The sequence below is a fragment of the Deltaproteobacteria bacterium genome (assembly GCA_016875225.1).
Taxonomy (GTDB): Bacteria; Myxococcota_A; UBA9160; order SZUA-336; family SZUA-336; genus VGRW01.
The window spans coordinates 1-25,559 of the sequence record VGRW01000025.1 but is presented as its reverse complement, the minus strand read 5'-3'; the positions used below and the strand labels follow the sequence as shown (position 1 = coordinate 25,559).

The 25,559-nt window shown below is 72.7% G+C and carries 23 protein-coding genes; 13 read left to right on the top strand and 10 right to left on the bottom strand.

Features of this window, described 5'->3' with window-relative positions; all coding sequences use genetic code 11:
- Nucleotides 1-45: 45 nt before the first annotated feature.
- Entirely contained in the window at nt 46-1,188 is a 1,143-nt protein-coding gene (locus FJ108_08445; GenBank protein ID MBM4335928.1) for a hypothetical protein, read from the bottom strand.
- 7 nt (nt 1,189-1,195) lie between these two features.
- Nucleotides 1,196-1,486: a hypothetical protein gene (locus FJ108_08440; protein MBM4335927.1), complete on the bottom strand. Its 291-nt coding sequence runs from the start codon at nt 1,484-1,486 to the stop codon at nt 1,196-1,198.
- Between the two features lie 123 nt (nt 1,487-1,609).
- Here FJ108_08440 and FJ108_08435 point away from each other — a divergent pair, with 123 nt between their 5' ends.
- The 3 genes from FJ108_08435 to FJ108_08425 all read left to right on the top strand — a co-directional run bounded on the left by FJ108_08435 (nt 1,610) and on the right by FJ108_08425 (nt 3,560).
- Nucleotides 1,610-2,179, top strand: a complete 570-nt coding sequence (locus FJ108_08435) for a LemA family protein (protein ID MBM4335926.1) — start codon at nt 1,610-1,612, stop codon at nt 2,177-2,179.
- A gap of 101 nt (nt 2,180-2,280) precedes the next feature.
- Nucleotides 2,281-2,940, top strand: coding sequence for a TPM domain-containing protein (locus FJ108_08430; protein ID MBM4335925.1), 660 nt, complete (start codon nt 2,281-2,283; stop codon nt 2,938-2,940).
- The gene (locus tag FJ108_08425; protein ID MBM4335924.1) at nt 2,940-3,560 is read left to right on the top strand and encodes a hypothetical protein; all 621 of its coding nucleotides are present in this window, start codon (nt 2,940-2,942) and stop codon (nt 3,558-3,560) included. Before FJ108_08430 ends, FJ108_08425 begins: the two co-directional genes overlap by 1 nt.
- Here the strand turns inward: FJ108_08425 and FJ108_08420 are convergent.
- The 3 genes from FJ108_08420 to FJ108_08410 form a co-directional block, all read right to left on the bottom strand.
- Nucleotides 3,557-4,006, bottom strand: a complete 450-nt coding sequence (locus FJ108_08420; GenBank protein MBM4335923.1) for a transcriptional repressor — start codon at nt 4,004-4,006, stop codon at nt 3,557-3,559. The genes FJ108_08425 and FJ108_08420 overlap by 4 nt on opposite strands.
- 12 nt (nt 4,007-4,018) lie before the next feature.
- Nucleotides 4,019-6,358, bottom strand: coding sequence for a phosphoenolpyruvate--protein phosphotransferase (gene ptsP / locus FJ108_08415; protein ID MBM4335922.1), 2,340 nt, complete (start codon nt 6,356-6,358; stop codon nt 4,019-4,021).
- Nucleotides 6,359-6,451: 93 nt separating this feature from the next.
- Nucleotides 6,452-6,694: a helix-turn-helix domain-containing protein gene (locus FJ108_08410; GenBank protein MBM4335921.1), complete on the bottom strand. Its 243-nt coding sequence runs from the start codon at nt 6,692-6,694 to the stop codon at nt 6,452-6,454.
- 333 nt (nt 6,695-7,027) lie between these two features.
- On the opposite strand from FJ108_08410, the gene FJ108_08405 reads away from it, so the two are divergent.
- The 6 genes from FJ108_08405 to FJ108_08380 all read left to right on the top strand — a co-directional run bounded on the left by FJ108_08405 (nt 7,028) and on the right by FJ108_08380 (nt 16,084).
- Nucleotides 7,028-9,550 carry a hypothetical protein gene (locus FJ108_08405; protein MBM4335920.1) on the top strand — a complete coding sequence of 841 codons (2,523 nt, stop codon included), beginning with the start codon at nt 7,028-7,030 and terminating at the stop codon, nt 9,548-9,550.
- 57 nt (nt 9,551-9,607) lie between these two features.
- Nucleotides 9,608-10,498 (top strand): MoxR family ATPase, encoded by an 891-nt coding sequence (locus FJ108_08400; protein MBM4335919.1) that lies wholly within the window; start codon nt 9,608-9,610, stop codon nt 10,496-10,498.
- Nucleotides 10,444-11,367, top strand: a complete 924-nt coding sequence (locus FJ108_08395; GenBank protein MBM4335918.1) for a DUF58 domain-containing protein — start codon at nt 10,444-10,446, stop codon at nt 11,365-11,367. Before FJ108_08400 ends, FJ108_08395 begins: the two co-directional genes overlap by 55 nt.
- Before the next feature lie 156 nt (nt 11,368-11,523).
- On the top strand, nt 11,524-13,248 hold the full coding sequence (locus FJ108_08390; protein MBM4335917.1) for a VWA domain-containing protein: 1,725 nt from the start codon (nt 11,524-11,526) through the stop codon (nt 13,246-13,248).
- Entirely contained in the window at nt 13,245-14,870 is a 1,626-nt protein-coding gene (locus FJ108_08385; GenBank protein ID MBM4335916.1) for a VWA domain-containing protein, read from the top strand. Before FJ108_08390 ends, FJ108_08385 begins: the two co-directional genes overlap by 4 nt.
- A complete protein-coding gene (locus FJ108_08380; protein ID MBM4335915.1) occupies nt 14,765-16,084 on the top strand; it encodes a protein BatD in 1,320 nt (439 codons plus the stop codon). Before FJ108_08385 ends, FJ108_08380 begins: the two co-directional genes overlap by 106 nt.
- Here the strand turns inward: FJ108_08380 and FJ108_08375 are convergent.
- Both FJ108_08375 and FJ108_08370 read right to left on the bottom strand, forming a co-directional pair.
- Nucleotides 16,081-16,671 carry a molybdenum cofactor guanylyltransferase gene (locus FJ108_08375; protein MBM4335914.1) on the bottom strand — a complete coding sequence of 197 codons (591 nt, stop codon included), beginning with the start codon at nt 16,669-16,671 and terminating at the stop codon, nt 16,081-16,083. The two genes, FJ108_08380 and FJ108_08375, sit on opposite strands and share 4 nt — an antisense overlap.
- Entirely contained in the window at nt 16,668-17,924 is a 1,257-nt protein-coding gene (locus FJ108_08370) for a molybdopterin molybdotransferase MoeA (GenBank protein MBM4335913.1), read from the bottom strand. The genes FJ108_08375 and FJ108_08370 overlap by 4 nt, the downstream gene beginning before the upstream one ends.
- Nucleotides 17,925-18,031: 107 nt before the next feature.
- Between FJ108_08370 and FJ108_08365 the strand changes: the two genes are divergently transcribed.
- Genes FJ108_08365 through FJ108_08350 form a run of 4 tightly spaced genes read left to right on the top strand, consistent with a single transcriptional unit; the run spans nt 18,032 to nt 22,470 of the window.
- Complete coding sequence (locus FJ108_08365; GenBank protein MBM4335912.1) at nt 18,032-19,117, top strand: PAS domain-containing protein; 1,086 nt, start codon at nt 18,032-18,034, stop codon at nt 19,115-19,117.
- Entirely contained in the window at nt 19,114-20,568 is a 1,455-nt protein-coding gene (locus tag FJ108_08360) for a sigma-54-dependent Fis family transcriptional regulator (protein MBM4335911.1), read from the top strand. The genes FJ108_08365 and FJ108_08360 overlap by 4 nt, the downstream gene beginning before the upstream one ends.
- Entirely contained in the window at nt 20,562-21,221 is a 660-nt protein-coding gene (gene thiE / locus FJ108_08355) for a thiamine phosphate synthase (GenBank protein MBM4335910.1), read from the top strand. Before FJ108_08360 ends, thiE begins: the two co-directional genes overlap by 7 nt.
- Complete coding sequence (locus tag FJ108_08350) at nt 21,181-22,470, top strand: NupC/NupG family nucleoside CNT transporter (GenBank protein ID MBM4335909.1); 1,290 nt, start codon at nt 21,181-21,183, stop codon at nt 22,468-22,470. Before thiE ends, FJ108_08350 begins: the two co-directional genes overlap by 41 nt.
- On the opposite strand, the gene FJ108_08345 is transcribed toward FJ108_08350, so the two are convergent.
- The 3 genes from FJ108_08345 to FJ108_08335 form a co-directional block, all read right to left on the bottom strand.
- Nucleotides 22,464-23,315: a HAMP domain-containing histidine kinase gene (locus FJ108_08345; protein ID MBM4335908.1), complete on the bottom strand. Its 852-nt coding sequence runs from the start codon at nt 23,313-23,315 to the stop codon at nt 22,464-22,466. The genes FJ108_08350 and FJ108_08345 overlap by 7 nt on opposite strands.
- A 37-nt stretch (nt 23,316-23,352) precedes the next feature.
- Nucleotides 23,353-23,943 carry a response regulator gene (locus FJ108_08340; protein MBM4335907.1) on the bottom strand — a complete coding sequence of 197 codons (591 nt, stop codon included), beginning with the start codon at nt 23,941-23,943 and terminating at the stop codon, nt 23,353-23,355.
- Between the two features lie 221 nt (nt 23,944-24,164).
- Nucleotides 24,165-25,559: Cys/Met metabolism pyridoxal-phosphate-dependent enzyme (locus tag FJ108_08335; protein ID MBM4335906.1), on the bottom strand; the 1,395-nt coding region annotated here is incomplete at its 5' end.

Genomic DNA, 25,559 nt, shown 5'->3' with positions numbered 1-25,559 from the left:
CCCGATCGTTCAACCGGAAGACCTGCCGGCGGGCCGGCCTGTCCTCTAGAGCGCCCGGCCCGCCTCGTCCAGGGCGAGCGCGATGTGGTAGACGCTGGTCGCGTTCTGCGCCGCCGAGAGCACCCGACCTTCGCGGTCGAGCTGCTCGTGCCAGCCGCGCGTGGCCGGATCGACGTGGCGCGCGAAACAGTACGCGAGCCCTGCTTCGAGCTCCCGACGCAGATCTGCGTCGCCGCTCGCGCGAACGCGGGCCGCCAGCGCCTTCACGCGCTCGGTCTGCGGCCAGAGGCGCTTGCCGGTCTCGAGCGGCCTTCCGCCGCGGTCGACCTGGTCGAAGACGCCGCCATCGGCATCGACGCCGAAGCGCCGCGCGAACCCGAGCAGCCGCGTGGCGAGCGAGCGGATCGCGTCGTCGGACTCGAGCGCGGCGAAGCGATCGAGCAGCCAGGTCCACTCGAAGTGGTGGCCCCCGTCGACCACGCGACCGGAGTCGCCGTCGAGCGGCTTCCAGCCGGGATCGAAGTGCTCGCCGAGCGCGTCGCTGTCCGGATCGAGCCAGCGTGAGCGGAGCAGCCCGACCAGCGCGCGCGCCTCGCGCTTCGCGACGTCGCCGGGCGCGACCTCGAGCAGAGCGAGGAGCGCCTCAAACAGGTGCATGTGCGGGTTCTGCCGCCGCGGGCCGTGGATCGGCCTCCAGTCCTCGCTCGCGCCCTCGAAGAACCCGCCGCAAGCCGCATCGCGCAGGTGCTCGCGCACGAGCGAGAGCGTCGCGTGCGCCAGTCGCAGCGATTCGGGCGCGCCGAAGACGCGGTGGTGGTGCGCCAGCGCGAAGATCGCGAACGCGTGGTCGTAGAGGTCCTTGCGCCGGTCGAGGGGCGTGCCCTCGTCGTCGGTGGTCCGGTACCAGCCGCCGTTGCGCGCGTCCCAGAAGCGCGCGCGCATGAACTCGAGCCCGTGCTCGACCGCTGCCCGAATCCGATCGCCCGCCCCGAGCTCCACGCCGAGCGTGAACGAGAAGATCTGGCGCGCGTGGACCAGCAGCCGCTTGTGCCCGTCGGGAAGCGGCTGTAGATCGGGGCCGATCCGGTTCCAGAAGCCGCCGCGAACGCGATCCAGGCCGTGCCGTTCCCAGAGTGGAAGCAGCTCCGCGACGAGATGCTCGCGAAGCTCTAGACGCGAAACCGGCACGGCTCGCTCAAAGCAGCTCGGCGGTGTAGGCCTCTTCGTTCCAGCCGACCAGGAGCTTGTCGCCGACGACGAGCGTGGGAGCGCGCAGGTTTCCGGTCGGACCCAGAAGCGCCGCGACGATCTCCTCGGACGCCTTGCCGCCCGGGGTGAAGCGCGTGACCTGCTTCCCCTTCGCGACGATCACCTGCTTCGCCGCCTTCGCCAGCCGCGCGGCATCCGCCTTGCCGAGCTTCTTGCTCGCGGAGACCGTCTCGACCGGTACGAGCTTGTTCGCGTCCAGGAACTTGGACGCCCGCACACAGCTCGTTCAACTCTTGCGCTGGTAGTACCAGTCGATTCGCCTGGCCATGCGTTCCTCCATCCGATCGCGGGCCCCAGCGTAGCAAGCTACCCTGGCCGCATGAAACACCCAAAGCGTTCGATGGCTTGCGCGCTCGTCGCGCTGGCGCTCGCGGTCTCGGGCTGCGGCTACAACTCGATCCAGGGCGCCGACGAGGACGTGAAGGCCGCCTGGGCCGAGGTGCAGAACCAGTACCAGCGGCGGATGGATCTGATCCCGAACCTGGTCAGCACCGTGAAGGGCGCGGCGAACTTCGAGAAGGAGACGCTCGAGGCGGTGATCCAGGCGCGCGCGAGCGCGACCAGCGTGAAGATGGACGCGACCGTTCTCGACGATCCGGAGGCGTTCGCGAAGCTGCAGGCCGCGCAGGGATCGCTCTCGAGCGCCCTCTCGCGACTTCTCGTCGTGTCGGAGCGCTACCCCGAGCTGACTGCGACCGCGGGCTTCCGCGACCTGCAGGCGCAGCTCGAGGGCACGGAGAACCGCATCACGGTCGCGCGCAAGCGCTACGTCGAGACGGTGGCCGAGTACAACAAGCTCGTGCGCTTCTTCCCGACGAACCTGACCGCGCGCTTCCTGCTCGGCGCCGAGCCGCGGCCGACCTTCGAGGCGACCGGCGGCGCGGAGAAACCGCCCGAGGTGAAGTTCTGAGCTCGCGCTTCGCGAGCGCTGCGCTGCTCGGGCTCGCGTTCTTCGGCCTCGCGTTCGCTGGCGCCGCGAGCGGCTTCGAGGTGCCCGAGCTGCGCGCGCACGTGCTCGACCGCGCTGGCCTGCTTCCCGCGCCGACCGCGGGAGCGCTCGAGCGGACGCTCGTCGAGTTCGAGCGGACGACCGGCCACCAGGTGGTGGTGCACGTCACCCCGTCGCTCGAGGGGCTCGAGATCGAGGACTACTCGATGCGCACCGCGGAGGCCTGGAAGGTCGGCCAGAGGAACCTCGACAACGGCGTGATCCTGACCGTCGCGCCGAACGAGCGGCGCGTGCGCATCGAGGTCGGCTACGGGCTCGAGGGCGTGCTTCCCGATGCGATCGCCTCGCGCATCGTCGCTGAGAGCATCCTTCCCGAGTTCCGCGCCGGCCGGATGGACCGCGGCGTGAGCGCCGGAACGCGCGCGATCCTCGAGGTGATCTCGGGCGAGGTGCTGCCGCTGCCCGCGCGCGAGTCGCAGCGGGAAGCGCCCCGCTGGGTCGTGCTGCTCTGGATCGCGTTCGTCGTGCTGATGCTTCTCGCGCGCGGTCTGTTCTTCACGCCGCCGTTCGGCGGACCGGGAATGCGGCGCGGGGGGCGATCCGGCGGATTCCCGCCGCTGGGCGGCGGCTTCGGACGCGGCGGTGGGTTCGGCGGCGGTGGCGGAGGATTCGGCGGCGGCGGTGGCGGCTTCGGCGGCGGCGGCGCTTCCGGGAGATGGTGATGCGCGCGAGCGACCTTCTCGACGAGCGCGGCGCTGCGGCGATCGAGGCGGCCGTGCACGCCGCCGAGCGCGCGACCTCGGGCGAGATCGTGCCCGTGATCGTCGAGCGAAGCGATGCCTACGCGGAGCTGCGCTTCGGCGCCGCCGCGTTGCTCGCGTTCGCGTCGGGGGCGGCCGCGCTGCTGCTCGCGCCGGAGCTGAGCCGCTGGCTGGTGCCGCTGCAGCTTGGCGTCTTCGTCGCCTGCGCGTGGCTGTTCGGCCGGCGCGAGCTGCTGCGTCGGCTGCTTCCCGCCGACGTCGTCGAGGCGCGCGTCGCGCGCGCGGCGGCGCTCGCCTTCCACCAAGCCGGCCTGGTCGAGACGCGAGAGCGCACCGGGATCCTGATCTACGTCTCGCTTCTCGAGCACCGCGTAATCGTGCTCGCCGACCGGGGAATCCACTCGCGCGTCGAAGCCGGCACCTGGGACGCCGTGGTCGAGCGCGTCGTCGCCGGAATCCGCGAGAACCGCGCCGAGGCCGGCATCGAAGACGCGATCCGACTGTGCGGGGAGATCCTCTCCGAGCGCTTCCCGATCCGGTCCGGCGACGTGAACGAGCTGCCGGACGCGCCGCGCGTCTAGCCCTTCTTCTGGCACCTCGGGCAGATGCCGTAGAGGATGTGGCGGTGCTGCTTCAGCAGGTAGCCGTGTTGCGCGGCCACCTTCACCTGCTCCTCCTCGATCGCCTCTCGCTCGAACTCGACGATCGCCCCGCAGCCCTGACAGATCAGGTGGTCGTGGTGATGCCCCTCGCGCTCGTAGAGCGTGACGCCGTCGCGGAAGTGGTGGGCGCGCGCCAGCCCGGCCTCGCAGAAGAGCTTGATCGCGCGGTAGACCGTCGCGGCACCGACGGCGGGGTTGTGCGTGCGCACCGCGTCGTACAGCTCTTCGCTCGTGACGTGACCCTTCACGGCGAGGAAGGCGTCGAGGATCGCCTCGCGCTGGCGCGTCTGCTTCAGACCGTGGCGCGAGAGGTGCTCCGACAGCTTCTGGTGGGCGCGCCGGTCGGAGTCGATCCGGGATGCCATCGTCGGGCCACGCTATCGGGGGCCGTCTCGCCTGTCAACGCGCGCGCCGAGCAGGTGCCGCATCAGAGCGCCGAGATCGGGGTCTGCGAACAGACCGAGTGACTCGTAGCTGCGGGCCAGCCGCTCGCGCACGTCGCTCGCGCGCGCGTCCTGCGCGATCCCGCGCGCGCACTCCGCCATCGCCGCGGCGTCGGTCCGGCGCACCACCTGGCGCAGGGCCAGCGTCGAGAACGGCGCCATCGACAGCTCGTCGATCCCCATTCCGATCAGCAGCGGCGCGGCGACGGGATTGCCGCCGAGCTCGCCGCAGACCGAGCACGGCGTGCCGGATTCCCGCGCGACGTCGGCCACGCGCTGGATCTGGGCGAGCACGCCCGGGTGGAACGGATCGTAGACTCCGGCCACCCGCTCGTTCTCGCGGTCGGTGGCGAGCGTGTACTGCATCAGATCGTTCGTGCCGATCGAGAAGAAGTCCGCGCACCGGGCCAGGTGCTGCGCGATGCTGACCGCGGCGGGCGTCTCGATCATGACTCCGAGCGGTGGCACCCTCGCGCCGAGCTCCGCGCAGACCCCGACCAGGTGCTCGCGCGACCGCTCGAGCTCCTCGAGCGAGGCGATCATCGGCAGCATGATGCGCAGATTGTCCTGCGTGTTCGCGCGCACGATCGCGCGAAGCTGCGCGCGAAACAGCTCCGGACGGTCGAGCAGGATCCGGATCGCGCGCCAGCCGAGCTGCGGGTTCGCCTCGCGAATCGCTTCGCCCGGCAGCGCCTTGTCGCCGCCGAGGTCGAAGCAGCGGATCACCACCGGGTCGGGCGCGATCAGGGCGGCGACGCGCAGATAGGCGCGCTGCTGCTCGTCCTCCTCGGGCAGCCCGCGCGCGCCGAGCGCGAACACCTCCGTGCGCAGCAGGCCGATGCCCTCCGCCCCGTAGCGCTTGACCAGGTCGAGGTCGGAGAGCCCGCCGACGTTCGCCGAGAGGCGGATCTTGCGCCCGTCGCGCGTCTCGCTCGGCAGCCCGCGGAGCTCGTCGAGCCGGCCGCGTGTCTTGCCGTAGCGCTCGGCGATCACCGCGTACTCGGCGCGCTGCGGGCGCGTCGGGTTGGCGATCACGACGCCGTCGAGTCCGTCGACGATCAGCTGGTCTTCGGGGCGCAGGCGGCGCGCGATCCCCGCCACGCCGGACACCGCTGGGATCTCGAGCGAACGCGCGAAGATCGCCGCGTGGCTGGTCGGCCCGCCGTGCTCGGTCACGAGACCGGCGATCTTCTCGGTCTCGAGCAGGACGAACTCGCTGGGCGCGATCTGCTCAGCGACCACGATCACGCCGTGGCGCAGCGGGGGATTGTGCAGGCGGATCCCGACCAGCTCTCCGACCGCGCGCTGCAGCACGTCTTCGAGGTCCGCCGCGCGCTCGCGCACGGTCGCATCGGGCGTCGCGGCGAAGATCGCCGCGTAGCCCTGCATCGTCTCGATCAACGCGCGCGCGCCGTTGCCGTGGCGGTCGACGGCGCGGCGCAGCTTGGCGCGGAATCCCTGATCCTCGAGGACCAGGATGTGCGTGGTGAAGACGTCGGCCAGCTCCTCGCCGAAGCGCTCGCCCACCGCGCCGCGGAGATCGTTCAGTTGCCGCACGGTCTCGCGCAGCGCGTGCTGCACGGCGCGCCACTCCGCAGCCGCCGTTCGCGCCGGCTGGTACTCGATCGCGGCCAGGTCCAGGCGCTTGGCGAGCAGGTGCACGCGTCCGCGCGCGATCCCGGGTGAGTTTCCCACGCCGCGAAGCACCGTCCCGCGCGGGAACGGCTCCGGCGCGCGGGCGACGAGCGGCCGCCCCGGGGCGCCCTCGCGCAGCGCGCGATCGAGCAGGCTCGCGGAGAGCACGATCGAGCCGACCTGGGCGGCGATCATCTCGAGCAGCTCGAGCTGTGCGCGCGGAAAGACGCGCACGCGCGTCGTGCGCGCCGTGAGCACTCCCACCGGCTCGCCGCGCACGAGCAGCGGAACCGCGACCAGCGAGCGGAAGCGCTGCTCGCCGGAGAGCCGGACCGCGTACACGCGCGGCTCGAGCCGCACGTCCGGCACGGCGATCGTCTCGCGCTGCGCGAGCGCGCGCCCGGCGATGCCCTGCCCGACGCGGATGCTCACCTTTCCCACGGCCTCCGGATTCAGGCCGCGCGTGGCGCGAAGCATCAGCGTCTCGCCGTCCTCCTCGAGCAGGTAGATCGAGCACGCCGACGCGTGCATCCAGCGGGCGACCAGGCGAACGACGTTCGCGAGCGTCTCCTCGAGATCGTGACTGCGCGTGAGCAGCCGCCCCACGTCGCGCAGGAAATTCGTGGACGCGCCCGCCATTGCGGCAGTCTAGCTGCTCGGCCGCCCGGAACGAAAAAGAGACACGCCCCGATTGCGGGTGCCGTGTCTCTCTTCACGAGCTCTGAGTCGAGCTCAGTCGAGGAAGACCTGGTCCTTGTCCTCGAAGCGCATGCCCAGCGCGATCAGGATCTTGCGCTTGGTGTCCATCCGGCAGTTCATTCCCTTCTCCACGGAGTGGATCGTGCGGAGGGCGACCCTGGCCTTCTTGGCCAGCTGCGCCTGGGTCATGAGCTTGTTCTCGCGCAGCTCGCGTACCCGATTCCGCTTGCGGGGATGCCCGTCGTCCATCTGTTCTGTGAAGCCCATGTGCTCCATGCCGTGGAGCTCCTCCCGGTCAAGTAGGGGTGCCCACCCTCATAGGCGCTCCCCATTGCGTATTCACCGCATACGATCGGGACCGCGAAAGCGCTTCTTTAGCTCTGGCCAGCGTTTACGCCGCCCGGACGCCGCAGCCCCGCACGCGGCAGACGCGACCGCCACGCGCGAATTTGCAAAGGTCTTGCGCGAGACTTGGCGCGCCGCGTGCCGGCAGCTGATGCGCAGCCGGACCGCATCGCTCGGTGACTCGTTCGGTGAGAGGGGGACGACCTGTCGCAGCCCGATTCCAGGCCCGGGGCCGGGCGCGCGCGGCGGATCTGGCGTCGGCTGTTGGTCGCGGCCCTGCTGCTCGGACTCGCCTCGGCAGGCGGCCTGGCCGCGCTGATCTACGGCGCGGACACCGAGTTCGTGGCGGGTGCGCTCTCGAGCGTGCTCGGAAAGCACGTCGAGATCGGGTCGATGTCGCTCCGGCCCGGAACGAGTCTCGAGATCGAGCTCGTGCAGGTCCGCGTCACGGACGCCGCGCTGCCCGATCAGCCGCCGCTTCTCGAGGTCGAGCGCGCGCTCGGCCGCCAGACCTGGCCGAGACTTCTGGCGGGTCAGTTCCTGCCGCTCGACTGGGTGCTCGATCGCCCGGTGCTGCGCCTGCACGCGAGAGGAAAAACGGCCGGACCCGAGCTCGAGCTGGAACGCCTGCCGCCGATCGGCCTCTCGGTGAGCGACGGCGAGGTCGCCTACGATCCCGGCGCGGGCGAGCCCTGGCTGATTCGCGGCCTGCGCGTCGAGGCCAGGCGCGCGGGCTTCGGCCGGCGGATCGAGGGCGAGGCGAACGCGCGCATCTCGCGCGGCGCAAGCGCCTTCGGCGAGCTGTCGCTGCGCTTCTCGGCCGGGCGCGGCGGAGGCGAAGCGAACGGCAGCGTCGTCGGGCTCGACCTGTCGCTCGCGCCCCAGACCGCCGTGCGCGCGCGCGGCCTCGCGAGCGGCAGCTTCGAGCTCGCCTACGAGCACGAGTCGGGGGCGGTGAAGGGCAAGCTCGACCTCGAGCTCGCCAAGCTCGATCTGCGCGTGCCCGCGCTCGACCGGCCGATCGCGCCCGCCCGCGCCAGACTGGCCACCGACGTCGACTGGGATGGGAGCGTGCTCTCGCTCGAGCTTCGGCCGCTCGAGCTCGACGATCTGGTCGCCAGCGGCTCGCTCGCGCTCGACACGCGCAGCCCGGGTCGGATCGCGCTCGACGTGCGGCTCGCGGACTTCGCGCCCGGGCGCCGCGACCGCTTGAATCCGCTGACGCTGCTGGGCATGAAGATCGCCACCTGGCGGCGCGTCGCGGAGCGGATCGAAGCGGGAACCGTCGCGGACGCGCATCTGGTGATCGACGTGCCGCGAACCACCGCGGGCGCGCGGCTCTCGTTCGACGCGCCGCTCGCGCCCGAGGCCTTCCGGCTCGAGCTTCGCGCGCGCGACGGGATCTACAAGCCCAAGCCCGAGACGCGGCTCGAGAACATGTCGGGCGAGCTGCGAATCGCCGGCAACGTGCTCGAGATCCACGAGCTGCGCATGACCGACGACGGCGAGGCGACGCCCGAGATCGACGTGCGCATCGACGGGCTCGACCGACTCGCCCACCTTCCGGACGACGAGGACAGCGTGATCGGCGGGCCGGGAATGCCGCTCACCGGGCTCGGCGCCGCGGTGGACGGACTGGTCGGCGACGAGCCGGGCGACGGCAGGGAATCCGCGCTCGATTTCACGGATCTGGCGCTGCGGCATCCGGCGTTCGTGCTGCCGCTTCGCGACGCGTCGGGAAGGCTTCGCTTCCCCGGCGGCGGCATCGCCAGCGAGGGCGTACGCGGAGTGCTCGGCGGCGCGCCGGCCGAGCTCGACGTGCGCTGGGACCCGCAGGCCGATCGCGTCTCGGTCGATGTCCGCTACCTCCGGGATCCGTCGACGGGCGCGGCGATCCGCGGCCCGACCTGGCTCTCGGGCGAGATCGCGCTCGATCGGCTCGCGCTCGGGGATCTCCGCGCCGCGAACCTGCGCACGCGGATCGAAGCCACGGGCGCGGACGTGCGCCTTTCGAGCCTCTCCGCCGAGCTCGCGGGCGGCTCGCTTTCGGGCTCGGGTCGAGTGGCGCTGGGCGAGCCGGATCGCGCGCCGTTCGGGTTCGACCTGGAGCTTCGCGATTTCGACGCCGCTCCCGTGGCGACAGCGCTCGCGCTTCCGGAGGCGAGCATCGTCGGGCGCGGCGACGCCGAGGGACGCCTCTCCGGCGCGCTGCGCAAGAGCGGGCGCTTCGCCGTCGACGGCGGGCTCGAGCTCCACGTCGAGCTTCGGGCCGGCAGCGTCGCCAAGCTCCCCGGGCTGGTCGCGCTCGCGCGCCTTCCGTCACTCTCCGGTGTCAGCGGCCTGCTCGGCCGGCCGCTTCCCTACGACCGGCTCTCGGCGGACTTCGGCCTGGCGGAGGGTCGACTCGCGATGACCGATGCCAAATTGCTCGGCCCGCAGCTGCGCATGCTCGGCAGCGGCGAGATGGATCTCAATACGCCGACCAAGGAGTCGGAGTTCGTGGTCGCCCTGCTGTTCCTGAAGACGCTCGACTCCGTGATCGGGAGCCTGCCGATCGTGCGCAACGTGATCCTCGGCAAGGATCGCAACCTGCTCGCGCTCTACTTCCGCCTGGACGGACCGCGCGACGACATGCGCGTGACGCCGCTCCCGCCCGAGCGCATTCGCGATGCGGTCGGCTTCGCGTCCGACGCCGTGATGAAGGGCGTGCGCACGCTGGGCAAGTTGATTCCGACGGGCGCAGAGGCCGCCGAGCCCGATTCCACACCCAGCCCTGCGCAGCCCTGAGGTAGACTCGGGCTCGGGTGAGCATTGAGTGACGCGGTAGAGCGGATCCGGCGCGAGATGGCGCGCGTGCTCGTCGGTCAGCGCGAGCTGGTCGACGGTCTGCTCGTCGCGCTGCTCTGCCAGGGGCACGTGCTGGTCGAGGGCGTGCCCGGGCTGGCCAAGACGACCGCGGTTCGCGCCTTCGCGCGCGTGCTCGACCTGGACTTCCGGCGCATCCAGTTCACGCCGGACCTGCTTCCGGCGGATCTGCTAGGCACGCAGGTGTACGAGCCCGCGAGCGGCAGCTTCCGCCTGCACCGCGGCCCGCTCTTCCACAACGTGATCCTCGCCGACGAGATCAACCGCGCTCCGGCGAAGGTGCAGAGCGCCCTGCTCGAGGCGATGGAGGAGCGCCAGGTCACGCTCGCGGGCGAGAGCCTGCGCCTGCCGGAGCCGTTCCTGGTCATGGCGACACAGAATCCGGTCGAGCAGGAGGGCGTCTACCGGCTTCCCGAGGCGCAGGTGGACCGCTTCATGCTGAAGCTCCGCGTCGACTACCCGTCGCGCGAGGAGGAGATCGAGATCGTGCGCAGCCGCACGGCGCCGGCGGACCTCGAGCAGCCCGAGATCGCGATCGGCGCGGTCGAGGTGATGAGCCTGCGCCAGACGGTGCGCGCGCTCCACGTCGAGCCGTCGCTCGTCGACTACGCGGTGCGCCTGGTCGAGAAAAGCCGCGAGCTCGACGCCGTCGAGCTCGGCGGCTCGCCGCGCGCGTCGATCTACCTGATCGAGGCCGCCCGCGCGCGCGCCTTCCTGGAGGGACGCGAGTACGTGCTTCCGGAGGACGTGAAGCGGGTCGCGCCTGCCGTCCTGCGCCACCGCCTGCTGCTCTCCTACGAGGCCGAGGCCGAGGGCTGCACGCCCGACGCGATCGTGCGCCAGGTGCTGGCCTCGGTTCAGACTCCGTGAAGCCGGACCCGATCCGCAGCGACGCGGCTCGCGCCTCGCGCGCGCTGCGCCTGCGCGCGCGCCGCGACGTCTCGACCTCGCTCACCGGCGCCTACCGCAGCGCCTTCCGCGGGCAGGGGCTCACATTCGAGGAGCTTCGCGACTACGCGCCGGGGGACGACGTGCGCTGGCTGGAGTGGAACGCGACCGCGCGGCTGGGGCGCCCGATCGTGAAACGAATGCGCGAGGAGCGCGACCTGGTGGTCGCGCTTCTGGTCGACCTGTCCCCTTCGCTCGAATTCGGCTTCGCGGGCGAGACCAAGCTCGAAGCCGTGCGCCGCGCGGCGGCCGCGCTGGCCGCGGCCGCGACCGCCGCGCAGGACCGCGTCGCGCTCGCGGTCTTTTCGGACGGGCTCGTGCAGGCGCTTCCGCCCGGCACCGGGCGGGCCGCGCTCGAGCGGATCTTCCGAGCGCTCGCGACGCCCGGCTCGGGTTCCGGCTCCGGCACCGACGCCGCGCCCGCGCTCGGCTGGGCCGCCGAGCGGCTGCCGCGGAACTCACTGGTCGCGCTGATCTCGGATTTCCTGTTTGCCGATCCCGGCGCGGTGCTGCGCCGCTGCGCGATCAAGCACGATCTGATCGCCCTTCGCGTTCGCGACCCGGCGGATCAAACCGACCGGCGGCTGCCCCCGGTCCGCGTGCGCGACGCAGAAGTGCGTCGCACGCGGCTCTGGCGGAGCGGCCGCGATCCGGACGCCCTGCTCGAAGCGGCGCTTCCCGAAGCGGTGCTGCGCTCCATCGGCGCCGACTGCGCCACGCTCGACAGCGGCACGCGGCTACTGCCCGGCTTGCTGCGCTTCTTCGAGGAGCGCGCGCGGAGGCGGAGTTGACCCGAGGCGCGCGGCTGGCGCTGCTCGCGCTCGTCACGGCGGCGTGCGGCGAGGTCGCGATCCCCGAGCCGGGGATCGGCGCGCGCGTCACGCTCGACCGCAGCCGCGCACGGGTGGGCGATCCGATCGGCGTCACCGTCGAGGTCGAGACGCCCGATGGCTTCGCGCTGCAGACCCCGTCCGCTCCGTCCGACGCGGCGTTCGCATCCGACTCGGTCCGACTGGTGGAGCCCGTCCGCACCGACACCGGACTGCGTCACCATCTGCTCTGGGTGGTGCGGGCGCGCGAGGTCGGCGAGCTGGCCCTGCCCTGGCTCGAGATTCCGCTGCTCGGATCGGACGGGGAGCTGCGCCCGCTTCGCGTGGGCGGGATTCCGGTCTCGGTGCGGTCGGTGCGCGCGGACCTGCCCGAACGCGCCGCGGTCTTCGACATCCGCGCGGCGCCCGCGATCGCGCCGACGCCCGTCTGGGTCTGGATCGCGGTCGCGCTCGCGATCGCCGCCGGCTCGACGGCGCTGCGCGCGCTGCGCCGTCGGGCGCGGGCGCTCCGCCAGGCGACGACGCGGCTCGAGGCGACCGGCCGCAGGGCGCTCGCGGAGCTCGGCGATCCCGATCGCGACGCCGACGCGCGCGCCGCCGCGGGCGCGATGCGCGCCGCCCTGCTCGAGTTCGTCGCCGGCGTGTGGGGAATCGACACGTCGAGCGCGACTCCGGCCGAGCTGCCCGCGGCGGTCGACCGCGAGCTGGTTCGCGTGCTCGCGGCACTCGAGCGCGCGCGCTTCGCGAAACGACCCCGGCTCGAGCCTGTGGCAGAGCTCGCGTCGACGGCGCGAGAGCGGGTGCGGAATGTGGCGAATCTCCGCGCTTAGCCCGCTCGAGGCGGCGGCGTACGGCGTCGAGGCCCCGCGACTTCTGCTCGCGGGGCTCGCCTGCGTGGCGCTCCTCGCGTGGCTCGTGCTCGCGATCGGGCCGCGCCGGCTGCGCGTGCCGAGCGCGGGGGCGAATCCTTCGCGGGTCCGGCCCGACCTCGCGTTCCTGGTCTCGGTCGCGCTGCGGATCACCGCGCTCGCGCTGCTGGTGCTGGCGGCCGCTCGCCCGATCGGGCTGGTGCCGGAGAACCCGGCGGGCGGAACCGGCGTGGATCTGCTGATCGCGCTCGACGCCTCGGGCAGCATGCTCGCGCTCGACGGGCAGCTCGAAGGGCGGCAGGTGACGCGGCTCGAGCTCGCCAAGCGAGCCGTCGCGGAGCTCGTGCGCGCGCGCGGCGGTGACCGGATCGGTCTGGTCGCGTTCGGCGAGCACGCGTTCACGCAGTGCCCGCTCACCGTCGACCATCGACTCGTGCAGGAGGCGCTCGAACGCGTCGAGGCCGGGCTGGTCGGCGACGCGACGGCGCTCGGCGAGGCGATCGGGCTCGGCGCGCGCAGGCTCTCGATCCCCGGCGGCCCCGAGGACGGTCGGCGCATCCTCGTGGTGGTCACCGACGGGCGCCACAACTCCGGAAAGCTCGCTCCGAAGACCGCGGCGGAGCTCGCCGCGATGGCGGGCGTGCGCATCCACACCGTCGGAGTCGGCAGCTCGGGGCTGGTGCCGTTCGCGCAGCCGGGCCGGGGCACCCCGATGCGCTTCGAGCGCGTCGATCTGGATCGCCCCACACTCGAGAGTGTCGCCTCCGCGACGGGTGGTCGTTTCTTCCACGCCCGCCGGCCGGAAGATCTCGCCGGCGTCGCGGCCGCGATCGACCGGCTCGAGGCGCGGCCGACCGCGATCGAGCCGCGCTACCGGCACGCGACGCTCGCTCCCCACGCGCTCGCGCTCGCGCTCGCCCTGCTTCTGCTCGAAGCGGGGCTGGCGCACGGGATGTTGCGGAGGCTGCCGTGAGCGGCATCGCGTGGCTCGCGGCCGGCGCGGTCGGAGTTCTCGCCGCGCAGGCGGCGCTTCGTGGCCGGCGCGAGCTGCTCGGCTGGCTGGGTCGGGATCCGACGCCAGCGACACGGATCGCGCGCGCGCTCGCGCTCACGCTCGCGGCGTTCCTGGTCGCGATCGCGCTCGGGCGCGCATCCGAGTCGCCCGAGGAGCTCTCGCACGACTTCGCCGACGTCGTGATCGCGATCGACGGCTCGTCGAGCATGGACGTCTCCGACGTCGCGCCATCGCGGCTGCGCCGCGCGCTGCGCACGGCCGAGAAATTGGCCGAGGAAGCGCACGGCGTCCGGCTCGCGCTGGTCGTGTTCGCGGGCGAGGCGTTCATCGCGCTTCCGCTCTCGCACGACCGCGACGCCGTGATCACCTATCTGCGCGCGCTCGACTCCGAGACGATCTCGGCGCGCGGGAGCGAGCTCGGCCGCGGACTCGCGGCGGCCGCGCGCGCCTTCGACCCGCGCTCGAGCCGGCCGCGCACGGTGCTGCTGCTCTCGGACGGCGAGCACTTCGGCCCCGCGCTGGACGCGCAGATCGCGGCGCTGGCGCGGCTCGGCGCGCGCGTCGTCTCGGTCGGCTATGGAACCGCGGCGGGCGCGGCGGTGCCCGGTCCGCTCGCGCTGGCGGAAGCGGTGCGGCGCGGCGAGCCGACGCTCTCGCGGCGCGACGACGCAGTTCTGCGTCGGATCGCGTCCGAGACCGGCGGCGTGTACTTCCTCGAGATCGAGGAGCGACCGACGACCGAGGATCTGCTGCCGCCACCGGCGCCTCGCGCGGAGCCCGAGCCGGCGCGCCCGGAAGGCTCCGATCCGCTCCTGCCCTGGCTCGTCGCCGCGGGCCTCGCGCTCGCGGCGGAGCTCTGGCTCTCGGGCGCCGGCTCGTCGCCGCTACGCGGGCTCGGGCGGCGCCGCGCAGCCGCCGCGGGCGCCGCCGCCGTTGCGCTGGCGACCGCGGCCTTCGGCCCGACCTCGAGCTGGCTCTCGCGCGGCGACGCGGCGCTCTCGGCCGGACGCGCGGAAGAGGCGCTCTCGCTCTACCGCGAAGCCGAGCGCGTCGGCGCGAGCGACGCGCGAACGCAGATCCGGATCGGAAACGCGCTCTACCGGCTGGAGCGGATCGACCAGGCCGCGAGCGCCTACCTGGAGGCGCTCCGCGCGGTCGATCCGGACGACGAGCTCGCACGCTTCAGCGCGAGCTTCAACCTGGGCAACACGCTCGTGGCGCAGGAGCACTTCGAGGAGGCGCGCGACGCGTACTGGGCGGCGCTGCTCGCGCGGCCCGACGAGATCGAGGCCAAGTGGAACTACGAGTTCGCGCTGCAGAAGATCGTCGAGCTCCCGCCCGTGCCCGAGACCGAGCCGAACCAGGACGAGCGAAGTGAGTCGGACTCGGAGGAGCCTGCGCCGAGCGGCGAGTCGAGCGCTCGCGGCGAGCCGGAGCCCGCGCCCGGCGGGCTCGACGAGCGAGAGGCCGAGCGCTGGCTCGCGACGCTCGACGAGCCGGTGGGAGACGCGCTGCGCCGCCAGATCACGAGCGAGTTCGACGGAAGGCCGCGCGGCCGACCGGGCGGGAGGACCTGGTGACTTCGCGCGGCGCGGCGCTGCTTCTGCTGCTGACCCTCGGCTCGGGCGCGGCGCGCGGCGACGACGCCGAGGCGCTCGAGGTGCAGGTCGAGCTCGACCGGGCCGAGGTCTTGGGGCACGAGCAGGTGGTGCTCGCGGTGCGGGTGCGCCACCCGGCGGGAGCACGCGCCAGCTGGGAGCCGCCGCCGTTCGACGGGTTCTGGGCCGAGCGGCTGGGAACGCGCGGGCTTGCGCCCGACGAGCGCGGCCGGCCGAGCACCGAGTTCCGACGCGCGCTCTTCCCGACGCGCACCGGCGCGATCGAGATCGACGACTCCCGGCTCCTGATCGCCGGAGAAGGCGGCGCGGAACGCGCGATACGGGTACCAGGCGCGGAGCTTCGCGTGCGAGCGCTTCCCAGCGGCGTTCCCGACGACGCGCTCGTCGGACGGCTCGAAGTGCGAACGGCGCTCGGCGACGATCGCTTGCGCCTGGGCAAGGCAGTCTCGCTCACGATCGAGCTCAGCGGCGAGGGCAACGTCTGGGACGCTGCGCCGCCCGCGCTCGAGCCGCTCGTCGGAGACGGCGTCGAGGTGTTTCCGGAGCCGCCCCTGCTCTCGATCGGAGAGAGCGCGGGACGCGCGACCACCCGCCGCACGTTCCGCTACGCGCTCGTGCCCGCGCGCGCGGGCCAGGTGCGCATCGAGCCGGTTCGCTTCTCGTACTTCGACCCGCAAGCGAGAGCGCTCGCGATCGCGGCCAGCGAGCCGCAGCTCTGCTCGGTCTTCGCGGGAAGCGCCGAGCCGGAGGAGCGAACGCCCTGGACCGAGCGCGCGAAGCCGCGCGAAGCCGCGCCGATTCCGCTCGCCGGGCTCGCGCTCGCCGCGGCGCTCGCGCTCGCCGCCAGCGCCGCCTACCTGGTGCGCTGGCGGCGCGCGCAGCTCGCCGGACTGCCGGGCCAGGGCGCGCCGTCGCCGCGCATGGCGTTCGACGCCGCGCTCGCGGCTCGCGACACCGCCGAGTGTCTGCCGCACCTCGCGCGCGCGGTTCGCGCCGGAATCGGCGTCCGCCACGGCTTCGACGCGTCACCGCTCACCAGCGCCGAGATCGCCGCGCGAAGCCCCGATCCCGGGGCGCTCGCGCTGCTGCGCGAGCTCGAACGCGCGCGCTTCGCCGGCCGGACGCGCGCCGACGACGAGCTGATCGAGCGCGTTCGCGCGCACCTGCGGCTCTAGCCGGTCCCGGCGCGCAGATCCTCGGGGCGATTCAGATTCCGCAGGCTCGCCAGCGCCGGATCGAGCGCGCGCAGGTCCTGCTCCGGGACGTAGAGCGTGTTCACGTCGCGAAGCAGCTTCTGCAGCGCGAGCTCGCCGCGCGCGATGCGGCGCTCGAGCTCGGGCAGCAGGCGGGGCCGGTAGATCGCGAGCAGCGGCTCGGGCCCGTTCGGGCCCAGCGGCGCCACGACGTCGGCGCCACCGTCGGCGGGCGCGAGCGCCAGCAGCGCTAGCAGCAGGCGCGGGTCGAGCTCCGGGAGATCGCAGGCCGCGACCAGCACGGCGCTGGCTTCGCAGGCCGCGAGCGCGGCCGCGACGCCGACGATCGGCGCGCGGACCTCGTGCCGATCGACGATGCACGGCAGTCCGAGCTCGAAGCTGCGATCCGGCCGCGCGACCAGGCGCACCCGCTCGACGCAGGCGCCGAGCGCGCTCGCGACTTTCGACGCCAGCGGAGCTCCGTCGTGGAGCAGGGTCGCCTTGTCGCGGCCCATTCGCGTCGAGCCGCCCCCGACGAGCACCGCTCCCTCGACGTGGGAGAGCCTCAAAGCCCGGGCTCTTCGCGCAGATCGTCGGAGTGCAGCAGCTGCACGGGAACTCGAGAGCCCACCGGCAGATGCGTCAGGTCCTCGGCCACGAAGGCGAGCGCATCCGCCCGCACCATCGAGAGCAGGATGTTCGAGGCCTGCTCGCCGGTCGGCCGCGCGTGCAGGCCGTCCGCGCGCCGCTCGAGCACGACGCGCACGAAATGCGCGCGGCCGGCCGGCTTCTCGTAGCTCTCGTCGAGAACCGCCGGCTCGACCGGACGGTACACGCGTCTGTGTCCCATCATCCGCAGCAGGCCCGGGCGCACGAACTGCTCGAACGTGACCAGCGTCGAGACGGGATTTCCGGGCAGCGCGAAGATCGGCCGTCCGCCCACGGTCGCGAACGCGAGCGGCGCGCCGGGCCGCATGCGAATGCGCCAGAGACGCATCTCGCCGCCGAGCCCGGTCAGCACCTGCTTGATCCAGTCGTGGTCGCCGACCGAGACGCCGCCGGTGGAGATCACCGCGTCGCAGCGGAGCGCCTCGCGCAAGCGCGCCGCGATCGCGTCGGGATCGTCGGGCGCGATGCCCAGGTACACCGGCTCCGCGCCGATCTCGCGCAGGCCCGCGGCCAGCGTGTAGGAGTTCGAGCTCGCGATCCGGCCGTCGTCGCGCAGCCGGTCGGGCTCGACGAGCTCGTCGCCGGTCGCGAGCACGGCCACGCGCGGACGCGCGCGCACCAGTAGCTGCGAGCGCCCGAGCGCGGCGAGCATGCCGACGAGCGGCGGGCGCAGGCGGTCGCCGGGGCTCGCGACGAGCGTGCCCGGGTCCACGTCGGACCCCGCGCGGCGGATGTGCTGCCCGGCCGCGACAGCGCGGCGGACGCGAACCCGGTCGCCCTCGGTCGCGGTGTCCTCGATCATCACCACCGCGTCCGCGCCTTCGGGAATCGCCGCTCCCGTCATGATCCGCGCCGCCTCGCCGGGGCCGATCGCGCGGAGGCTTCTGCGCCCCGCGGGAAGGTCGTCGACGACACGCAGAAGTGACGGCGCGCTCGAAGCGTCCGCGGCGCGGAGCGCGTAGCCGTCCATGGCCGAGTTGTCCTCGGGCGGGATCCTGACCTGCGCGCGGATCTCCTCGGCCAGCACGCGCCCGGTCGCACGCTCGAGGCCCACGGACTCCGCTCCGAGCGCGGGCAGCGCGGCGAGAATCAGCTCGCGCGCCTCGGCCACGCCGACCGAAGACCGCTCCGCCTCGACACCGGCCTCGCGCATCACGCCTCCCGGGGGTAGTCTGCCCAAAACCTAGGCAGATCGCCCCGCGATCGCCGCGGCGAGAGCCGCAGGCGCTCGGGCTCCCCTCCAAACCGCCGGCGGCTCCGATGGAAGAATCCCTCCGACGCCTCGACGACATCCTCGGCTCGCTCCGGGTGGGCATCCTCGCGATCGATGCCGACGCCCGCGTCGAGCTCGAGAACCCGGAGGCGAGCCGGATCCTGGGTCAGTCGGCCGTCTCCGCCCTGGGCCGGCCGCTTCGCGACGTGCTCGGCGAGAAGCACCCGGCGACGCGGCTGCTCGAGACCGCGCTCCGGGACCGGCGCACCGTCTCCGAGCACGGCTGTCTGGTGCCGGACCGTCTCGGCGGGCGCCCGCTCGTGGTCGACCTGGCCGCTTCGCCGCTCGGCAGCGGCGGCGAGCTCTCGGGCGCGGTGCTCTCGCTTGGCGACCGAACGATCGGCCTCGAGCTCGAGGACCTGATCGGCCAGCGCGCGCGCGCGGAGCTCTTCGCGCAGCTCGCGGCCGGCATCGCGCACGAGCTGCGCAACCCGCTCTCGGGCATTCGCGGCGCCGCGGAGCTGCTCCTGGCCAAGCTCGGCGACGCGGCCCTGCTGCGCTACCCGGAGCTGATCCGCGCCGAGAGCGACCGCATGCGCCGTCTGCTCGACGACCTGGCGGAGCTCACCCGCGGCGGCGATCTGCGCCCGAGGCGCGCGAACCTGCACCGCGTGATCGACGACCTGGTCGAGCTGCACGGCCGCGCCGAGAGCTGGACCGGCATCAAGATCTCGCGCGAGTACGACCCGAGCATTCCCGAATTCGAGTTCGACCCCGACCGCACCACGCAGGTGCTGCTGAACCTGGTGCGCAACGCCGCGCAGGCGATGAACGGCAAGGGCACCCTCACGCTGCGCACCCGGATCGAGTCGGCGTACCACCTGGAGCGCGTCGGACCCGAGCGCGCGCGGCTGGTGCGGATCGACGTCGAGGACACCGGGCCCGGCATTCCCGACGAAGACCTGCCGCTCCTGTTCACGCCGTTCTTCACGCGGCGCAGCGGCGGCACCGGGCTCGGGCTCGCGATCGCGCAACACTGGACGGTGAAGCAGGGCGGGCGGATCGTGGTCACGAGCCGGGTCGGAATGGGCACGCGAATGCGCGTCGAGCTGCCGCTGCGAAGGCCCGCATGAGCCGGATCCTGGTCGCGGACGACGAGCCCTCGATCCGACTGGTGCTTCGCGACGCGCTCGAGGGCGCCGGGCACGAGGTCGTCGAGGCTGCCGACGGAAACGTGGCGCGCGCGCTGCTCTCCGCGCAGCCGATCGACCTTGCGCTGCTCGACCTGCGCATGCCGGGGCCGTCCGGACTCGAGCTGCTGGACGAGCTGCGAAGTCGCGGCGCGGACGCTCCGCCGGTGGTGATCATGACCGCGCAGAACACCTTCGAGAACGCCGTCGAGGCGATGAAGCGCGGCGCGTTCGACTACCTGACCAAGCCGTTCGAGCTGCCGCAGCTCGAAGCGCTGATCGAGAAGGTGCGCCAGCAGCGCAGCCTGCGCGGCGAGGTGACGGCGCTGCGGCGCAGGGTGGGCGAGGCGTTCCGCAGCGGCGAGGTCCTGGTCGGCCGCACCCCCGCGATGCTCGAGCTCTTCAAGACGATCGGCCGCGTGGCGGCGAGCGACGCCGCGGTGCTGATCCTGGGCGAGAGCGGCACCGGCAAGGAAGTCGTCGCGCGCGCGATCCACTACCACTCGCGCCGGCGCGAGGGACCGTTCGTGGCGGTGAACATGACCGCGCTCCCCTCCGAGCTGATCGAGGCCGAGCTCTTCGGACACGAGCGCGGGGCCTACACCGGCGCGGTCGAGTCGCGCGTCGGACGCTTCCGCGAGGCCCAGGGCGGCACGCTCCTGCTCGACGAGATCGGGGACCTGCCGCTGCCGCTGCAGGCGAAGCTGCTGCGCGTGCTGCAGGAGCGCGTGGTGAGCCCGCTCGGCGGCCGGCAGGCGATTCCGATCGACGTGCGCATCCTCGCATCGACGCACCGCGACCTGGAGGCGCTCGTGCGCGAGGGGCGCTTCCGCGAAGATCTGTACTTCCGGCTGAACGTGGTTCCGCTGCGCGTGGCCCCGCTGCGCGAGCGCAAGGCCGACATCCCGCACCTGGTCGCCCATTTCGTCGAGCGCTTCGCGGACGAGCTCGGCGTGCCGCGCCGCTGGCCCGGCGAGGCTGCGCTGGCGCGGCTGCAGAGCCGCTCCTGGCCGGGAAACGTTCGCGAGCTCGAGAACGCGATCAAGCGCGCGCTGGTGCTCGCCGCGGGTCCCGTGCTCACGCCCGACGACATCGATCAGGCGACCGCCGCCTCTCAGGCTCCGGCGACATCGGACTGGGCGGAGCTCGCCCGGCGCGAGCTCGTCTTGCGCTTCGCCTCGGGGCCGGAGGCCGGGGAGGAGGACGGAGCCCGCGGGCCCTACTGGAGCTTCGTCTCGCGCCTGGAGCGCGCGATCATCCGCGAGGCGCTGGCGCACTCGCGCGGCAACCGGATCCAGGCCGCGCGGCTGCTCGGCATCAACCGCAATACGCTGAGCAAGAAGATCGCCGAGCTCGAGATCGGAACGCCGGACGGGGGCGACACCGAATCGTGACGCGCCCCGCGATCGAGAGGGTTCGCGGCGTCTACGTCCTCGTCGACGACGATCCGCGCTGGCGCAACGACGTGCGCGCGCAGCTCGAAGGCGCGCTCTCGGGCGGCGCAGCCGTGGTCCAGCTGCGGCTGAAGCACCTGGGCGACGGGGACGCGCTCTCGCTCGCGCGCGAGGCGCGACGAAGGGCGCACGAGGCGGGCGCGCTGCTGTTCGTGAACGACCGCTTCGACCTCGCGCTTCTCGCGGGCGCGGACGGCGTGCACCTGGGGCAGGACGATCTCGCGCCCGAGCGGCTTCCCGCCGACGCGCGAGCGCGGCTCCTCGTCGGGCTCTCGACCCACACGCTCGAGCAGGTTCGCGAGAGCCGGGCACGACCGGTCGACTACGTCGCCTTCGGCCCGGTGTTCGGAACCGCCTCGAAGACCTCGGAGTACGCGCCGCGCGGGCTCGATCGCCTGCGCGAAGCGGTCGCGCTCGCAGGCCGGCCGCTGGTCGCGATCGGCGGGATCAGCGCCGCGAACGCGCCGGACGTGCGCGCCTGCGGAGCGGTCGCCGCCGCGCTGATCTCCGCGATCGCCGACGCCAGCGACCCCGCGGAGGCGACGCGTTACCTTGGGGCGCTCCTGCTCGGATCACCCCCCGGGAGAAGCTAGCCCGTTGGAACGCGCCGCTGGTCTGCTCGGGATCGTCTGCTTGCTCGCGATCGCCTGGGCCGCGTCGACCGACCGCAAGCGCGTGCAGTGGCGCCCGATCGGGATTGCGCTCCTGCTCCAGCTCGCGATCGCGCTGATCGTGCTGCGCACCCGGTTCGGCGCGGAATTCTTCACGCTCGTGAACGACGGCGCCGCCTCGTTCATCCGCGCCTCGAACGTGGGCATCGAGTTCGTCTTCGGCGCCTGGCCCGAGTCGGTGCTCGGACCCGACGGACAGGCGCTGCGGCTTCCGTACGTGTTCGCGATCCGCGTGCTGCCGATCATCGTCTTCATGAGCAGCGTCTTCGCGGTGCTGCAGCACTTCGGGATCCTGCAGCGGGTGGTCGAGGTGCTCGCGCTCGGCCTGCGCCGGACGCTTCGCACCAGCGGCGCGGAGTCGCTCGCCGCGATCGCCGAGATCTTCCTGGGCATGACCGAGGCGCCGCTGATGATCCGGCCGTACGTGCCGGGGCTCACCCGGAGCGAGCTGTTCTGCGTGATGACGGCGGGCCTGGCGACGGTCGCAGGATCGGTGCTGGTCGCCTACATGGGCATGCTCGGGCCCGAGTACGCCGGGCACCTGGTAGCGGCGAGCTTCATGGCCGCGCCCGCCGCGATCCTGATCGCGAAGATCATGGTGCCCGAAGACGGCGAGCCCGAGAGCCGCGCGGCGGCGCACCTCGACATCCCGCGCACGACCGTGAACGCGATCGACGCGGCCGCGAGCGGCGCCGCCGACGGCGTCCGGCTCGCGCTCAACATCGGCGGAATGCTCGTCGCGTTCGTGGCGATCGTGCACGTCGCCAACGCCGCGCTCGGCTGGACCGGGGCGTGGATCGGCGTTGCCGGGCTCTCGTTCGAGCGGATCCTCGGCGTTGCTCTCGCACCGCTCGCGTTCGTGCTCGGGGTGCCCTGGCGCGACGCCGCCACGGTCGGCGAGATGCTGGGCGTGAAGACGGTTCTGAACGAGTTCATCGCCTTCCAGATGCTCGCCGACGCCAGGGCCGGGCTCGACCCGCGCTCGATCGTGATCGCGAGCTACGCGCTCTGCGGCTTCGCGAACTTCGGCTCGCTCGCGATCCAGATCGGCGGTCTCGGCGGGATCGCGCCGGAGCGCCGCGGAGACGTGGCACGCGACGCGCTTCGCGCGCTCTGCGCGGGGTCGCTCGCGAGCTTTCTGACCGCCGCGGTCGCGGGCCTGGTCTACTGAGAGGCTGCGGGCGGCTCGGCGAGCGGCAGGAAGAGCCGTACGACGGCGCCACCCGACTCACGGTTCTCGCGCCGGAGCGAGCCGCCGCTCGCCCGCGCAATACGCTCCGCGGTGTAGAGGCCGAGGCCGAGCGCCCCGGGCTTGGAGGTCCTGAAGGCCTCGATCGGCATCTCGAGCTCCGCGGGCGTGAAGCCGGGGCCATCGTCGGCGATCTCGAGCGCAGCGACGTCCACCTCGTGGCGCACGCTCACGCGGAGCTCGACCTGTCCACTCGGCTGGACTCCGCTCCCCTGGCAGGCGTTCTCGAGCAGGGCGTCGAGCGCGCGCGTGAAGCCTTCGCCGCCGCAGCAGACGGACACGCGCAGGCCGCGGGCGTCCGGATCCGGCTCGCGAACCACGAGCCGGATCCGCGGGTGCCGCTCGCGCGCGCGCTCGGCGCAGTCCGCGATGGCCTGCGGCAGCTCGACGGCTCGGAGCAGATCCGAGCTCGGTGTCGGGTTCGCGCGCGGCTTTCGCTCGCTCTCGATCAGCGCCTTCAGGCGCTTCAGCGCGTCGATCATCTGCTCCGCCGAGGTCGCGAGATCCGCGCGGCCGTCGGCGGAAGGCGAATCCGCGCGGGTCGCGTCGAAGAAGAGCTGGCTCGAGAGCAGCGCGGCGGAGAGCGCGTTGTTCACGTCGTGGCCCAGCCGCCGCAGCCCGAGAAGCTGGGGGTCGCGGGTGTCGAACTGCTCCGTGCAGTCCTCCCAGAGACGGGCCTCGAACGCGCGGCGCAGCGCATCGGCGTTCGCGCGCTCGCGGATCAGTCGGCCGCGAAGCGCGAACGCCAGCGCAGCAAGCGCAGCCACCGCCGCGATCGCACCGACGAGGAGCGCGAGAAGCAGCTCATTCGCGTCCGCGGCGCTCTCCCCGGGCCTGGGCGAGCTCGATCAGCCGCACCGCCTGCTGCACGGCCTGCCGACTCACGCCGAGTCGCCTCGCCGCGCCGCTGCGGCTTCCGTTCTCGCGCGCGAGCGCCTCGTCGACCATCACGCCGCGCACCTTCTCGAGCACCTGCCGCATCGGCGTGTGACCGACATGCGCGGCGACCACCGGCGCGAGGTCGGGATGGTCGGCGAGGGTCGCCTCGAAGGCCGCGGCCAGGTCTTCGAGCGAGATCGGCTTGGGCAGGTAGCGGCGCGCGCCGAGCCGGGCGAGCTCGAAGGCCTCCTCCGCAGACGCTTCGCCGCTCATCGCGATCACCGCCGGCGCCGGCCGCATCGTCACGGCCTTCTCGACGACCGTTCGGCCGCTCCCGTCCGGGAGCATCACGTCGACCATGACCAGGTCCGGGCGGAGCTCGAGCTGATCGAGACCGTCGCGAACCGAGCCGGCCTCGAGCACCTCGCCGCCCCAGGTGCGCGCTGCGCTCGCGAGCGACCGCCGCACCAGTTCGTGGTCCTCGACGATCAGCACGCGGATCTGTCCAGTCTGCATGACGACAGCGCGCCTCCCCAAGTGCACGGTAACACGCCGGAAAGATTCAGGACCGCTGCAAGACAACTTGCATTCCAACTCGTACGCGAACGCGGTAATTCTTTCAAAAGCGAGAAAGGTCCCTTCCCTCTCGCTCCAGAGCCACTCCGCGGGCTAGCTCGCTGAGGAGGGCTCGTCGGGGGCGGCGCAGACCAGGCGGTCGGCGCCGCCTCCGAAGTTTTTCACACCAGCAGCGTGGCCATCGAAGGCTGCGCCGCCACGTGGCGCCGGTGCGTTTCGGTGTAGGTCTCGCGCCAGAATGCGTCGATCTCCTCGGGCGAAGGAAAGCCCGCCGAGAAGCCGGGACGGATCGGATCGAGCGCGAGCTGCGCCGCGCGGATGAAGTGCGCGAGCAGCGTGCGCGGGTCTTCGTCGCCGACCGCGATCCGGATCGTGGTCTTCGAGATTCCCGCCGCGCGCAGCGCGTCGGCGTCGAGCTCGGAGTGGCTCGTGAGCGCCGGGCAGAGCACCACCGTGTTCGTCTGCCCGAGGCTCACCTGCAGCCCGAAGCTCGGCTCCAGACAGTCGAAGAAGCGCTTGAACGCCTCGATCCCGATCGGTGTCGCCTCGCCCGGCCCGCCGGGGAAGTCGATCGTGAACAGCGGCGCAGGAAGCCCCAGGTAGAGCAATCGCTCCCGGAGCTCCGCGTTCTCGTCGCCCGGCACCGCGTTGCAGCGCACGTGGATTGCCGGATGGCGCGCGAGCACCCCCGCCAGCACCCGCGTCCCGATGCACTTCTGCAGCATGCGCAGCTCGAGCGTGCGCATGCCGTTGATCACCTCGAACGCCTTGTCCGCGTCGAGGAACGCGCCCTTCACGTAGTAGACGTTCCAGAACAGCGTGTCGCTCCAGTCGTAGCGCCGCATGCGACCGTCGGGGCCGGGCGCCTCGAGCGAGGACCCCTTCGGCAGGAACATGCGCTCGTTTCTCGCGATCGCGACGCCCGCGGTGGTCGTGCCGGTGCCGACCAGGTCCTTCGTGTAGGAGTGGATCACGAAGTCCGGCCGCTCCCGCGGGTCGGAGCGGCGCAGCACCGGGTGCAGGAACGGCGTGCCGACGGTCGAATCGCAGATCACCTCGAGGCCCGCTTCGTGCGCGGCGCGGCAGATCCCCGGGACGTCGAGCACGTAGCCGTGCGGATTGCAGGGCGACTCCAGGTACACGTAGATGCGTCGGCCCTGCGAGATCCGGTCGCCGAGCTCCTCGCGGGTACGCGCCAGCGCGGCCGCGAAGTCGGCCGTGCCGGTTCCGTCGAAGAAGCGCACCGCGATGTCGAGGTTGCTGCGCTTTCCGTACCAGTCCTGCAGCAGCTGGTGCGCGCCGCCGTAGACGTTGCGGCTGGCGAGCACGACGTCGCGGTAGCCGACCAGGTGCGCGAGCACGGCGTCGATCGCGGCCATTCCGGAGTTGAAGTTCCAGGCGAAGTACTCGCCGGCCAGCCCCCCGCACTCGACATCGACGACGTGGTTCGCGAGGCACGTCGAGGTCGGGTTCATCAGCCGCGAGTAGATCTCGTGCAGGAGCTCCTTGCCCTGGAACGCGTCGTCGATCCACTCCGTGCACGCGTACAGGTAGGT

Coding starts and splice junctions, on each gene's coding strand:
- FJ108_08400 (MBM4335919.1), top strand. CDS start 9,608: ATGGCGCGCGTGCTCGTCGGTCAGCGCGAGCTGGTCGACGGTCTGCTC.
- FJ108_08435 (MBM4335926.1), top strand. CDS start 1,610: ATGGCTTGCGCGCTCGTCGCGCTGGCGCTCGCGGTCTCGGGCTGCGGC.
- FJ108_08425 (MBM4335924.1), top strand. CDS start 2,940: ATGCGCGCGAGCGACCTTCTCGACGAGCGCGGCGCTGCGGCGATCGAG.
- FJ108_08370 (MBM4335913.1), bottom strand. CDS start 17,924: ATGCGCGAGGCCGGTGTCGAGGCGGAGCGGTCTTCGGTCGGCGTGGCC.
- FJ108_08420 (MBM4335923.1), bottom strand. CDS start 4,006: ATGGCATCCCGGATCGACTCCGACCGGCGCGCCCACCAGAAGCTGTCG.
- FJ108_08340 (MBM4335907.1), bottom strand. CDS start 23,943: ATGCAGACTGGACAGATCCGCGTGCTGATCGTCGAGGACCACGAACTG.
- ptsP (MBM4335922.1), bottom strand. CDS start 6,358: ATGGCGGGCGCGTCCACGAATTTCCTGCGCGACGTGGGGCGGCTGCTC.
- FJ108_08410 (MBM4335921.1), bottom strand. CDS start 6,694: ATGGAGCACATGGGCTTCACAGAACAGATGGACGACGGGCATCCCCGC.
- FJ108_08360 (MBM4335911.1), top strand. CDS start 19,114: ATGAGCCGGATCCTGGTCGCGGACGACGAGCCCTCGATCCGACTGGTG.
- FJ108_08365 (MBM4335912.1), top strand. CDS start 18,032: ATGGAAGAATCCCTCCGACGCCTCGACGACATCCTCGGCTCGCTCCGG.
- FJ108_08390 (MBM4335917.1), top strand. CDS start 11,524: ATGGCTTCGCGCTGCAGACCCCGTCCGCTCCGTCCGACGCGGCGTTCG.